Here is a 13,183-nt window from a genome sequence, read left to right as displayed (position 1 = left end):
CTCCACGCGCGCGCGTGGACGACGAAAGGCGGCCCGAGCCCCCGCACAGTGGGCTCGGACCGCCTGGTCTCGCGGTGGTGCTGTTACAGGGCCAGGCCCGTCAGGACGAGGACACGCTCGTACGTGTAGTCGTCCATCGCGTAGCGGACGCCCTCGCGGCCGACGCCGGAGCGCTTGGCGCCGCCGTACGGCATCTGGTCGGCGCGGTACGACGGGACGTCACCGATGATCACGCCGCCGACCTCGAGCGCGCGGTGGGCGCGGAACGCGGTCTGGAGGTCGTGGGTGAAGACGCCGGCCTGGAGGCCGAAGTCCGAGTCGTTGACGGCGGCGAAGGCCTCGGCCTCGCCGTCGACCTTGGCGACCGTGAGGACCGGGCCGAAGACCTCGGAACGGGCCAGGGTGACGCCCTCGGGAAGCTCGGTGAGGACGGTCGGGGCGTAGGTGGCGCCCTCGCGCTTGCCGCCGGTGAGGAGCTTGGCGCCGGCCGCGACGGCCTCGTCGACCCAGGACTCGACGCGCTGGGCGGCGGCCTCGTCGACGAGCGGGCCGACGTCGGTGGCGTCGTCCGCCGGGTCGCCGGTGACCTGGGCCTCGACGGCCGCGACGATCTTCGGGAGCAGGCGGTCGTAGACGGAGGCGTCGGCGATCACGCGCTGCACGGAGATGCAGGACTGGCCGCCCTGGTAGTTGGAGAAGGTCGCGATGCGGGTCGCGGCCCAGTCCAGGTCGGCCTCGGAGGACCAGTCGGGCAGCACGACGGCGGCGGCGTTGCCGCCGAGCTCCAGGGTGCAGTGCTTGTGCGGCACGGACTCCTGGATGGCGTAACCGACCTTGTCGGAGCCGGTGAAGGAGATGACCGGGAGGCGCTCGTCCTTGACGAGGGCCGGCATGCGGTCGTTCGGCACGGTCAGGATGGACCAGGAGCCGGCCGGCAGGTCGGTCTCGGCCAGGATCTCGCCCAGGATCAGGGAGGAGATCGGCGTCGACGGGGCCGGCTTGAGGATGATCGGGGCGCCGACGGCGATGGCCGGGGCGACCTTGTGGGCGCTGAGGTTCAGCGGGAAGTTGAACGGCGCGATGCCGAGGACGACGCCCGTGGGGATGCGGCGGGTCACGGCGAGGCGGCCCACACCGCCGGCCTCGGTGTCCAGGCGCTGGGCCTCGCCGGCGTTCCAGCGGCGGGCCTCCTCGGCGGCGAAACGGAAGACGGAGACGGCACGGCCGACCTCGCCGCGGGCCCACTTGATGGGCTTGCCGTTCTCGGCGGAGATGACGAGGGCGATCTCCTCGGTGCGCTCGGCGAGCCGCTTCGACACGTGGTCGAGGGCGGCGGCGCGGACGTGCGCCGGGGTCGCGGCGAACTCGTCGACGACGGCTTGCGCGGCGGCGACGGCCTCCTCGACCTGAGCCTCGGTGGGCACGCTGACCTTGCCGACCAGACGTCCGTCGTACGAGTTCGTGACGTCGAAGGTGGCGTCGCCGGTGGCCTCGCGGCCGGCGAGCCAGAAGGCGTGGGTGGTCGTCATTGCGGCCCGGCCCTTTCCGTTTCGGGGAGCGAGCGGTTGCTCTGGGGACACGTTAGGGCCGGGGTGGGGGGTATGGGTTTGTCCGGTGTGGAGTGGTGGGGGTGAGGCCGCTGTCCGCTTTGGCGGGGGCGCGTCGGCGCGCCCCCGGGTCAGCCCCGCCGCTCGGTGGAGACGATCAGGCAGACGCCGCCCACGACGATCGCGCCGCCGAGGACGATCGGCCAGGTCAGGGCCTCGTCGAGGACGAGGGCGCCGAGGGCGACGGCGACGACCGGGTTGACGTACGCGTAGGTGGCGACCAGGGAGATGGGGGCGGCCTGGAGGAGCCAGGCGTACGCCGTGAAGGCGATCAGGGAGCCGAAGACGACCAGGTAGGCGAGGGCGACCCAGGAGCGGGTGGAGATCCCGGCGAGGTCGAGGCCGTGCTGCTCGCCCCGCATCAGGCCGACGCAGAGGCCCGCGAGGCCGCCCGCGAGCATCTCGTACGCGCTGGCGGTGAACGGGTTGGACGGCATGGGGATGCGCGAGGAGGAGAAGGAGCCCACGGCCCAGCAGAGAGTGCCGGCGAGGACGAGGAGCACGCCGCCGATCTTCACGTCGCCGCTGAGCCCGGGAAGCGTGAGGACGGCGAGCCCGGCCAGACCGAGAAGGACACCGCCGACACCGCCGAGGGTGGGCCGCTGCCCGTACGCCGCCTTGAGGATGACGACCCAGGCGGGCACGACGGCGATGAGGAGCGCGGCGAGGCCGGAGGGTATGGACGTCTCGGCGAGGACGACGAGACCGTTGCCGCCGAGGATGAGGAGCAGGCCGACGACGACCGCCGAGGCGAGCTGACGCGGGGTGACCTTGAGGGCGGCGGGACCCTGCCGCCAGGCGATGATCCCGGTGAGGATCAGGCCCGCGGTGACGAAACGGGCGCCGGCGGAGAGGAACGGCGGCATGGTCTCGACGGCGATCCGGATGCCGAGGTACGTGGATCCCCAGACGACGTAGACGATGCCGAGCGCGGCCCAGACGGCGCCGGTGATGCGGCGGGGGGCGGGGACGGCGGCGGGTGTGCCGATGCTCGTGGGAGCAGGGGTGTCGGTCGGATCAGCGGCAGGGCTTGTCATGCCCAGGAGACTAGGGAGCACGGAAGCCCGTAGCCAAGAAAACTGCCCGGATCCGGGCAGGGATCCCGAAGTCTGGACCTCTACGACTCCGTATCTCCTCCCGTCGCCTTGAGCGCCAGCCACAGCTCCATACGGACGTCCGCGTCGTCGAGCGAGCGCCCGAGGATCTCCTCCACCCGCCGCATCCGGTAGCGCAGCGTGTGCCGGTGGACGCCGAGGTCGGCGGCGGCCGCGTCCCACTGGCCGTGGCGGGCGAGCCAGGCGCGCAGCGAGGCGACCAGGTCGCCGCGGCCCGTGGCGTCGTGCTCGCGCAGCGCGCGGAGCATCCCGTCGGCGAAGGCGCGGACGGCGTCGTCGGCGAGGAGCGGCAGGACCGAGCCCGCGGCGAGCTCCTCGTGCTCGACGAGCGCGCGGCCGCGGCGGCGGGCGACGGCGAGGGCCTGTTCGGCCTGCTTGTACGCGGCTGCCGCGGCGGCCGGCCCGGCCGGGGCGGAGAGCCCGACGACGACGCCGGCCTCCTCGGCCTCCCGTTCGGCGTACCCGTGGCAGGCCGCGGCGACCGCGCCGCCGTCACCGGCGAGGACGACGAGCCGCCCGTCGCCCTCCGGGACGGTGAGCACCGACTCGCCCGCACGGGCGGCGGCCGTCTCCAGGGTCTCGGCGAGGGCCGACAGGGGGGCATCGGAGGCGGGGTCGCCACCGACGGACTCGGCGACGAGCAGACGGAAGGGGGCGTCGAGCAGCTCCCCGTACACGTCGCCGGCGACCGCGCGGGCATGGTCCGGCTGACCGGCGAGCATCATGCGCAGGACGGCGGCGCCGAGGCGGTGCTCGGCGGCCTGGAGGGAGCGGGAACGTTCCGTCGTGAGAGTGAGGAGCGCGATGGCCGAATGGACGGCGTACCGCTCGGCCGTCCCGAGCGGGGCACCGGTGCCGACGGCGAGGGCGCCCCGGACGCGGCGGCCGGTACCGAGGGACTGCAGCTCGACCCGGTCGTCCGTACCGCCGACGACGGCGCTCGCGGGGGCCGGACGGTCGCGGAGACGCTCGACGTCGGGAGTCAGCCGGGCGGCGCGGCGGGAGGCCCACTCGGGCGAGACGGCGACGACGGTGCCGGAGGTGTCGTAGAGCGCGGCCCAGCCGTCGACGTGGGCGGCGAGACGGGCGACGACGGCCTCGGGGCCCTCGGCGAGAGCGGCACGGGTCAGTTCCCGCTGGGCCTCGAAGCCGGCGGTGACGGCGCGGTACTGGTCGGCGGAGATGGCGGCGGAGACGGCCTTGCTGATGGCCAGGAAGGGGGTCCGGCGCGGGACCTCCAGGAGGGGGAGGTGCTCCTCGCGGGCGGCGTCGAGGAGAGCGCGGGGGATCTCCTCGTAGTTGACCCCGACGGCGAAACCGAGGCCGACGACACCGGCGCCGAGAAGACGCCGGACGTAGCGGCGCATCGCCTCCAGGTCCTCCGCGTCCAGGGTGAGCGCGGTCGTGAGCAGAAGCTCGCCGCCCTCCATGTACGGGACGGGATCGGCCAGCTCGCTGACGTGGGCCCAGCGGACAGGGGTGTCGAGGCGGTCCTCACCCGCGCGGACGACCAGCTTGAGGGCGGAGTGCTGCACGAGCGAGGCGAGGGTGGGCGGCATGGGGGACCCGTCGAACCTTTGAGCGGGTACCGCCACGGGGGCCCGCACGCGGTACTGGGGAGGGCGCCGCTCAGCCGAGCGGCGCCCCTGATTGTGCCAGGGCCGCAAGGTCCCTGCTCAGCCGCGCAGCTCGACGAGGAGCGGTGGCGTGTGCTCGCCACGTACGTGGGTGAGGGAGAGCACGGCGTGGCCGGGGGGGACGGCGTGGGCGAGGTCGGAGGCGGACCACCGCTGCCGCTCGACTTCGCGGACGGTGACGGCCTCGGTGGTCACGGCCTTGCCGGTGGTGAGCTTGCGCAGCGCGTGGAAGGCGCGGGTCATCGGCTGGTCGGCGAAGACCGTGTGGTGGGCCACCTCGGTCGTCTCCACTCTTTCGGTTCCCCACGCCTCGGCGAAGGCCCGTCCGTCCCAGGCGGGGAGCCCGGCGAAGGCCATCCGGCAGCCGACGCCGGCGAGCAGCGGACCGTGCAGAGCCTGCGGCACCTCCGCGAGCGTACGGAGGGCGAGGACGACGCCCGCGTTCTGCGGGCGCAGCCGCTGGAGGCCCCGTACGGTCCCCGGCGTGAGCGCACCCGCCGCGTCGTCGAGCACCAGGCACGCGAAGTGCCCGGTCCCGGCACGGTCCCGGGTGACCTGCTGGAACTGGGCGAGGAGCAATCGGGTGAGCAGGCGCGAGGCTTCCTCGTGGCCGCCTTCCGGGAGGCTGACCCGCACCCGCATCGGGTGCTGGGCGACGGCGCGGAGGGAGAAGGGCTGTGTGTCGCGGCCACTTCCGAAGAACTCGGCGAAGGCGGGCCGGTCGAGGGTGGCGAGCCGGTCGGCGAGCAGGGGGCCGACGTCGGTCGCGGTTCCGATCTGACGCATCCGGGACTCCAGCTCCCGGCGCATCGTCCGCGCTCCGTCGGCCGGCAGCAGCTCGAGGAGCGCGTCCAGGGTCTCGGGGCGGGCTTCGAGGAGCTCCCGCAGGGCCGGGACGGAGGGGAAGTGTCCGTACGCGGCCCGGTAGGGGCCGATGAGCTGGGCGAGCACCGTGGCGGCGCGCTGCGTCTCCACGCCTTCCATGTCTCCGACGAGCCCTTCGGCGAGGAAGGCCGCGGCCTCGTCCGGGTCACCGGTCCCCGCGTACAGGTCCAGGTCGTAGGGAGAAGAGGGGTCTCCGAGGCGGATCACGACGTCGTACGCCGCGTCGGGGCCGAGGGGGGCGCCCGCCGTCCCGACGGCGACGACGGCGACGGCCCCGGTGAGCGCCTGTGCGGTGAGCGACTCCACGACCGGAGCGACGAGCGACCGGGTCTTGCCCGCGCCGGAGGGCCCCACGGCGAGGAGGGACGTGCCGAGGAGTCCGGGGTCGAGCGCGACGCCGGCACCGTGGTAGGCGTGCGGGGTGCGCTCGGCGGCGGCCCAGCGCCCCACGCGCACCTGGCTCAGGAGCAGGTCGTGCGTGGCCGAACGCACCGGCAGGTCGCGGGCACCGGAGGGATGCGCGCCCGCGGCGGCCCCCTTGCGCAGGAGGGCGTCGACGAAGGCGGTGCGGCGCTTGGCGTCCCCTTCGCTCCTCTCCCAGCCGCGGCTGACCCTGACGCAGTCGACATCGTTCATGCGCCCCGCCACCAGTTCGGCGGCGAGCAGATCGGCGGCCCGGTGCTGGCCCGCCGCCCTGAGTTCGGGCCACTGGGAGCGGAGGAGCGCCGGGACCACCGGGTTCGGAGCGCCGACGGGGGTGGAGTCGGAGGCGGAGGCGGACCGGGCACGCCGACCGCGGATGAAGGACGGCCACCCTCCGACGCGAGCGAACGGCCAGACGACCGCCGCCGTGACCAGCGCGCGCATGGGGTAGACGAAGAGCGGCGACTGGGGGACGTCCCAGCCGCCCGTGACCAGGGCGGCAAGGCAGGCGATCGGGTCGATGACGGGCAGCGGGGGCCACCCGAGGTCGAGCACTTCGGAGAAGACGAAGGCGAGGACGATCAGGGCGCCCGCCCCGGTGAGCGCGGCGCGCGCGGTCGGAGTGCATCGACCGACGTAGTGGCGGACGACCTTGCCCCAGGACCCGAGGCGACCGACACCCCAGACGAGGAGAAGGAAGAAGGCGCCGTCGAAGACCTTGTGCGCGGCGACACCCTGCCAGTCCTTCGGCGAGGTGGTACCGGCGTTCCACCAGTCAGGTGGGGTGAGGGTCCGCAGCACGAGGTCCACGTACGGGAGGGTGTTGTTGCGCCAGGCCGACCAGAGGAACAGTCCGATCGCGGCGGGGATCAGCATGCCGAGGAAGGTGATCGGCATGAGGCGCGCGGGGGGTTCCGGCGGAGGAACGTGCCGGAATCGCCAGATGCCGAGTCCGGCCGCCGGGCGCGGGGCGTCCAGCCACGCGACGACGGCAGAGGTAGGCACGCCGCTCCCGGACGGGGCCAGGGGTGACTGGGACGGGACGCTCGGCGGGGTGGTCGGCAGAGGCGGCGGGGAGGACGGGGCCGGCAGCGTCGGCGGCATGGGCGGGGGGCTCGGGGATCCTCCGTGGACCGGGGTACCCGTCGGCGGCCCGGTCGGGCGCGGCACCGCCCCACCCCGCGTGTCGCGTGACTCGTACGTGCCGTCGGTCTCCATGAACCCCTGCCCCCTGACCAGCCAGGTCGCCGCATCTGTGCCACCGTCAATCTAGTGGGCCCGGCGCCCCCCGGAGGGGATTCGCCGAGCCCTGTGGCCGGACGCCGTCGGGGAGGTGGAGCGGAGCCGGGAAGCGGAGCCGTAGCCCCTCCCCGCCAGCCGGGAAGCGGAGCCGTAGCCCCCTGTCCAGGAACCAAAGAAGCCTCACCCTGTCCATCCCGGACAACGACACGCCCCCATCACTCCCTATCGGCGCATGCCTGACCCCCTCCCCCGCGCCTAGCCTGCCCGGAGGAAACCCGCAAAAGTGCGTCCAGAACACCCCCAGGAGCCCCGCATGAACGCTGTCCCGCAGGAGCGGCGCGTCGTCACCGCCATTCCCGGTCCGAAGTCGCAGGAGCTTCAGGCTCGTCGGCTGGACACCGTCGCCGGGGGCGTGGGCTCCACGCTGCCTGTCTTCACGAAGCGGGCCGGCGGCGGCATCATCGAGGACGTCGACGGCAACCGCCTGATCGACTTCGGCTCCGGCATCGCCGTGACCTCCGTGGGCGCCTCCGCCGAGGCCGTCGTGCGCCGCGCCGCCGCGCAGCTCCAGGACTTCACCCACACCTGTTTCATGGTGACGCCGTACGAGGGTTACGTCGAGGTCTGCGAGGCCCTGGCCGAGCTGACCCCGGGCGACCACGCCAAGAAGTCCGCGCTGTTCAACTCGGGCGCCGAGGCCGTCGAGAACGCGGTGAAGATCGCCCGTTCGTACACCAAGCGCCAGGCCGTCGTCGTCTTCGACCACGGCTACCACGGCCGTACGAACCTCACCATGGGCATGACGGCGAAGAACATGCCGTACAAGCAGGGCTTCGGTCCGTTCGCCCCCGAGGTCTACCGCGTGCCGGTCGCCTACGGCTACCGCTGGCCCACCGGTGCCGAGAACTGCGGCCCCGAGGCCGCCGCCCAGGCGATCGACAACATCACCAAGCAGATCGGCGCCGAGAACGTCGCCGCGATCGTCATCGAGCCGGTCCTCGGCGAGGGTGGCTTCATCGAGCCGGCCAAGGGCTTCCTGCCGGCGATCGTGAAGTTCGCCAACGACAACGGCATCGTCTTCGTCGCCGACGAGATCCAGGCCGGCTTCTGCCGCACGGGCCAGTGGTTCGCGTGTGAGGACGAGGGCATCGTCCCGGACCTCATCACCACCGCCAAGGGCATCGCGGGCGGTCTGCCGCTCGCCGCCGTCACGGGCCGCGCCGAGATCATGGACTCCGTCCACGGCGGCGGTCTGGGCGGCACCTACGGTGGCAACCCGGTCGCGTGCGCCGGTGCGCTCGGCGCCATCGAGACGATGAAGGAGCTCGACCTCAACGGCAAGGCGAAGCGCATCGAGGAGGTCATGAAGGCCCGCCTCACCGCCATGCAGGAGAAGTTCCCGGTCATCGGTGACATCCGCGGCCGCGGCGCCATGATCGCCATCGAGCTCGTGAAGGACCCGGAGACCAAGGCGCCGCACGCCGAGGCCGCCGCCGCGCTCGCGAAGTTCTGCCACAACGAGGGTGTGCTGGTCCTGACCTGCGGCACCTACGGCAACGTCCTCCGCTTCCTGCCGCCGCTGGTCATCGGCGAGGACCTCCTCAACGAGGGCCTGGACGTGATCGAGAGCGCGCTCGCCACGATCTGAGCTCCGAGAGCCCGGATGAGGCACACGGTGTGAAGACTGTGTGGGGGGCCGATGGCGGGATACGCATCCCGCTGTCGGCCCCCTTTCTCGTGGCGTACGGTTTCTGCAGATGAGAGAGACACCCCGGGCGGAGCCTCCCCAGCCCCGCCCACACCGTGCCACCGCGCACACGCCCGGCGCTTCATGCTCCGGAACTCCTCACCGATCGGATGGCCGCCCGCCCCACACCCCCCGGGGCGCGCGGCAGCCCGATCCCCTCGGCCGCCCTGGAACCACCCCCCCTGTTCCAGGGCGGCCGGCTCTCCTCTCGGCGTTCGTCGCCCTCGCCGTCGTGACCTGGCAGGTGCTCGTCCACGGCCCCTTGGCCAGGCTCGACGAGCGGGTGTCCCGCGCGGTGGTCGACACGGTCCCCCGGCGCCTGAGCGAGCTCGCCTCCGACCTCGGCAACATGACGGTCGCCCTTCCCGTCCTGGCCTGCGCCATGGCGTACGCCGTGTGGCGCGGGCGCCGCGCCGAGGCTCTCTGGGCCGGTCTGGCCATGGCCGCCGTGCCGCTCCTGGTCGTCCCCCTGAAGGTGTGGACGGCCCGCCCCGGCCCCCTCGAACCCTGGGCCCACGGCTACTACCCGTCCGGCCACACGGCCACCGCGACGGTCGCCTACTTCGGCGCCGCCTTCCTCGTCTCGAACCGGCTGATCCCCGTCGCCGCCCTCCTCACCACGGTGACGGCCGTCGGACTCGTCCTGCGGGGGTACCACTGGCCGCTGGACGTCCTGGCCGCGGTCGCCCTGTGCCTGCCACTGCTGTGCTGGCCTGTCGGAGCCGCGCGATACGGTCGTCAGGACCGCGCGGGGGGCGCGCGGAAGCGGTGAGGGAGTCAGGGGGACACGGATGGCCGGCACGCGTTACTCGGTGACGTTCGACGGACGGGCACACGAGCTGCGGCCTTCGGGCGGGGAGGTCATCCTTCCGGCCCACGGTTCCAAGATCCATCACGACCCCTGGTGCATCCACCTGACGGACTCCGACAGTCTCGGCAGGCATCCCGATCCGGACGGACTGACCTGGCGTCGGCTGCTCGACGCCGAGGACCCGGCTGCCTGGTCCGCCTCCGTCGGCCTGCGCAACGGCAAGAACCGGCCGCTGACCGGTGTCTGCTCCTGCGCCCTTCGGCCCGTGACCGCCGACCATGCGGACGGCCTGCCGTACTGGCCGCTCGACGAGGCGCTCGACGCCTTCGACACCGGCCGGCACGCGGCGGCGCTCGACGCCGCCGACCGCCGGGCCGAGGAGATCCGCGGGGAGTTCCCCCTGGAGGCGTGGCCGGAGATGCAGCTGGAGCGGTACGCGCTCGGCGTCCACAAGTTCGATCCGGACCTCCCCCGTCCGTACTGCCACGCCCTGGAGTACGGCAGCGGCGAGCTCGGCAGCATCACCGGCGGCTCGGCCATGAAGCACCTCGTCTACTGGCGGGACGGCGGCGGCTGGTGGCACGACGCCGGGTATCCCGACGTGGACACCGCCTGGCGCGCGGTTAGGCAGGGAGTCGTCGACGCCGTGGCCGCCGCCGGCGAGGGCAGGGTCGAGGACATCGACGACATCGGCGCGGTCAGGGCGGCGAACACGCTGATCGCGAAGACCCTGCGGATCTACGTGCCGGACGCGATCGTCCCGGCGTACGCGGACAGTTACACCCGGCACTACACGGCCCTGCTCGCGGACGCGCTCGGTGCCGAGGTCCCGGCCCGGCTGCGTCCGTTCGCCCGCAAGGCCCACCTGCGGAGGCTGGTGCGGCAGCACCCCGTGCTGCGGGAGTGGCGGCCCGACCTCGTCTACCGCTTCCTGGCCTGGTGGGCCCCGCCCCGGGAGGCGCCCCGGGTGTTCGCCGTCGGTCTCGACCCGGACACCGCCGCCGACTGCCTGCGGGACGGGTACGCCACCGTCGGCGCGGACGTCCTCGGCGACCTGCACGGCTACGCCGACGAGGCGGAGTACACGAGCGCCGTGCGGCGGCACTTCCCGGACCCCGCCGAGCGGCGCATGGCCGGGGGCGCCTGGGAGCTGTTGCGCATGCGCCCCGGGGACCTCGTCGTGGGGCACCGCGACGGGAGCGCGGTCCTCGCCGTCGGCCGGGTCACCGGGGACGGGTACGCCTGGCGGCCGGAGCTTCCGGCGCGCCGACACACCATGGCCGTCGACTGGGACGACTCCTGGGCCGTCGCGTTCGACCAGCCGGTCAAGGAGTGGGCGGCCGACCCCGTCACGGAGGTCAAGCCCGCCACCTGGACGAAGTTCAAGCGGTGGCTGACCGATCAGCTGGAGGAGGAGAACCTTCCCGCCAAGGAGGGCGAAGGGAGCGGCGAGGCCGTCGCCGAGGTCGGGGACGTCCCCGACCTCCAGCCTCTCCAGCCCCTCGACCCGGAGCTCCAGCGCCTCGACGACGCCCTGACCCGCCGCGGCCAGGCGATCCTGTACGGCCCGCCGGGCACCGGCAAGACCTATCAGGCCCTGCGGTACGCGGTGCAGCGGCTCGGTGCCCTCTCCGACGACCTCCCCGGTCTCTCCCCATGGGCCGAGCCGGAGAGCGCCGCGTACCGCGCGACCCTCCACGCCCTGCAGGAGAGGAAGCGGCTCACCGTGGTCGGCTTCCACCCCACGTACGGGTACGAGGACTTCGTCGAGGGCCTGCGCCCGGTGAAGGGGCAGGCGGGCCTGGCCCTGGAGCCGCGCGCCGGCGTCTTCAAGCAGGTCTGCGAGGCCGCCGCGGCCGATCCCGACCACACGTACCTCGTGATCGTCGACGAGTTCAACCGGGGCAACGTGCCGAAGATCCTCGGCGAGCTGATCACCGTCCTGGAGAAGGACAAGCGCGGCCTGTCGGTCCGGCTGCCGCTGAGCGAGGAGCCGTTCGCCGTCCCGCGGAACGTCCTGCTCATCGGCACCATGAACACCGCCGACCGGTCCATCCGGACTCTCGACTCCGCGGTGCGCCGCCGGTTCGCCTTCGTCGAGCTGCTCCCCGACCCGAAGCCGCTGCGGGGGTTCAACGTCGACCAGCTCGACCTGGGCGAGTTCCTCGAAGAGCTCAACGCGCGCATCCGCGGGGCCCTGGACCGCGAGAAGCAGATCGGCCACGCCTTCCTGCTGCCCGGGGGCGAGCCGGTGGCCACGGCGCAGGAGCTGGCCGCCATCGTCCGCGACGAGATCGTGCCCCTGCTCCAGGAGTACGCGTACGACGACTACGGCCTGCTCGCCTCTTTCCTCGGCGAGGCCGTGGTCGACACCGTGGCGCACCGGCTGCGGCCGCTCGACGACGAGGCGCTCGTCGCGGCCCTCTACTCCGAGCTGCGGGTCGGCACCGATGCCCACCCTGCGTGAGTACGGACGGCTCCTGCTGTCCGACGTCCGGCTGTCGGAAGGCGACCGCCGGCTCCTGGAGGACGGCACGCTCGACGGGCGCCTCGACGTACGGGAGCGGAGCGGCGGCCGGATCGAGGTGACCGCCGGGCCGTACGTCGGTGTGGTGCGGCTCGACGCCTGCGAGCTGCGCGTGGTGCCGAAGTACCTGGGGGGCGAACTGGACGTGCTTCGCATGCTCGACTACGCCTGGGGCGGAACCGGTGTGGTGCCGCCGCTCGGCCAGGACTTCGCCGGGGGCGCGCCTCATCTGCGGGACCTGGTCGCGCTCATGGTCACGGAGCACGCCGAGAGGCTCCTGCGGCACGGGCTCCGGAGCGACTACCTCACCCGCGAGGACGACCTGCCGGTGGTCCGCGGGCGGCTGCTGCCGGACCGCCAGCTGCTGCGCCACCACGGCCGTCTCGACCGGCTGGCCTGCCGGTTCGACGAGCACGAGGCGGACGTCCTCGACAACCGACTCTGCGCCCACGCCGTGGAGCGGGCGGCGCGGACCGCACGTTCGCCCGAGGTGCGGAGCCGGGCCCGGCGCGCGGCGGCCCGCTTCTCCGGATACGCGCCGGGGCCGCTGGGAGACCTTCGCACGGTGGTGCCGGAGCTGGTCTACCACCGGCAGAACGAGCACTACCGGCCCGCCCACCTATGGGCGCGGCTGCTGCTCTCGGGCGGCGGTCTCCAGGACCTGTTCACCGCCGGTCCGCTGTCCTCGCGGGCCTTCCTCGTCGACATGAACCAGCTCTTCGAGGCGTTCACGACCCGGATCCTGCGCGAGGCGGCCGCCGCCGCCGGGATCCACGCCGACGCGCAGTCGCGGCAGCGCCATGTGCTGTTCGACGAGGCCAAGGGCGCGCCCTACTCGGAGATACGGCCGGACCTGCTGCTCTCGGGCAGCCGGGACGGCTCCCCGTTCCGGCTGCCCGTCGACCTCAAGTACAAGCTCTACGACCGGCGGAAGCTCTCGACGCAGGACCTCTACCAGGCGTTCCTCTACGCCCACGCCCTGTCCGAGGAGCCGGCGCGGTGCGTCCTGGTCCATCCCGGGGAGGCAGGGGTGTCCGGGGCCGCCGTCTCCGTCCGGGGGCCGGGCGGCGGGGTGTCCGCCCTCGTCCGGGCGGTGCCGGTGGATCTGCGGGCGGTGCTCGACGGTCTCGCCGGGCCGGAGCCTTCGGCGGCTCCGGCCCGGCTGCTCGACGCGATACTCGACTGAGCG

General features: G+C 73.4%; 8 protein-coding genes. 4 read left to right on the top strand and 4 right to left on the bottom strand.

Features of this window, described 5'->3' with window-relative positions:
* Positions 1-83: 83 nt before the first annotated feature.
* The 4 genes from ACFC0Z_RS13910 to ACFC0Z_RS13895 all read right to left on the bottom strand — a co-directional run bounded on the left by ACFC0Z_RS13910 (position 84) and on the right by ACFC0Z_RS13895 (position 6,672).
* Entirely contained in the window at positions 84-1,529 is a 1,446-nt protein-coding gene (locus ACFC0Z_RS13910; protein ID WP_376436493.1) for an aldehyde dehydrogenase family protein, read from the bottom strand.
* Positions 1,530-1,678: 149 nt separating this feature from the next.
* Entirely contained in the window at positions 1,679-2,644 is a 966-nt protein-coding gene (locus ACFC0Z_RS13905) for an EamA family transporter (protein WP_376436490.1), read from the bottom strand.
* 80 nt (positions 2,645-2,724) lie between these two features.
* Positions 2,725-4,281 (bottom strand): PucR family transcriptional regulator, encoded by a 1,557-nt coding sequence (locus ACFC0Z_RS13900; protein ID WP_376436488.1) that lies wholly within the window; start codon positions 4,279-4,281, stop codon positions 2,725-2,727.
* A 117-nt stretch (positions 4,282-4,398) separates the two neighbouring features.
* Positions 4,399-6,672, bottom strand: coding sequence for an ATP/GTP-binding protein (locus ACFC0Z_RS13895; RefSeq protein ID WP_376436486.1), 2,274 nt, complete (start codon positions 6,670-6,672; stop codon positions 4,399-4,401).
* 550 nt (positions 6,673-7,222) lie between these two features.
* Here ACFC0Z_RS13895 and gabT point away from each other — a divergent pair.
* From gabT to ACFC0Z_RS13875, 4 genes are all read left to right on the top strand, one after another.
* On the top strand, positions 7,223-8,557 hold the full coding sequence (gene gabT / locus ACFC0Z_RS13890; RefSeq protein ID WP_376436483.1) for a 4-aminobutyrate--2-oxoglutarate transaminase: 1,335 nt from the start codon (positions 7,223-7,225) through the stop codon (positions 8,555-8,557).
* Between the two features lie 331 nt (positions 8,558-8,888).
* Positions 8,889-9,428: a phosphatase PAP2 family protein gene (locus ACFC0Z_RS13885; RefSeq protein ID WP_376436480.1), complete on the top strand. Its 540-nt coding sequence runs from the start codon at positions 8,889-8,891 to the stop codon at positions 9,426-9,428.
* A gap of 19 nt (positions 9,429-9,447) precedes the next feature.
* Positions 9,448-11,934 carry an McrB family protein gene (locus ACFC0Z_RS13880; RefSeq protein WP_376436477.1) on the top strand — a complete coding sequence of 829 codons (2,487 nt, stop codon included), beginning with the start codon at positions 9,448-9,450 and terminating at the stop codon, positions 11,932-11,934.
* Positions 11,918-13,180, top strand: coding sequence for an McrC family protein (locus tag ACFC0Z_RS13875; protein WP_376436476.1), 1,263 nt, complete (start codon positions 11,918-11,920; stop codon positions 13,178-13,180). Before ACFC0Z_RS13880 ends, ACFC0Z_RS13875 begins: the two co-directional genes overlap by 17 nt.
* Positions 13,181-13,183 lie beyond the last annotated feature (3 nt).

The sequence above is a fragment of the Streptomyces sp. NPDC056144 genome (genome assembly GCF_042264145.1).
GTDB lineage: Bacteria > Actinomycetota > Actinomycetes > Streptomycetales > Streptomycetaceae > Streptomyces.
The sequence above is the reverse complement of the archived record's forward strand: the minus strand, read 5'-3'. Positions and strand labels throughout refer to the sequence as shown.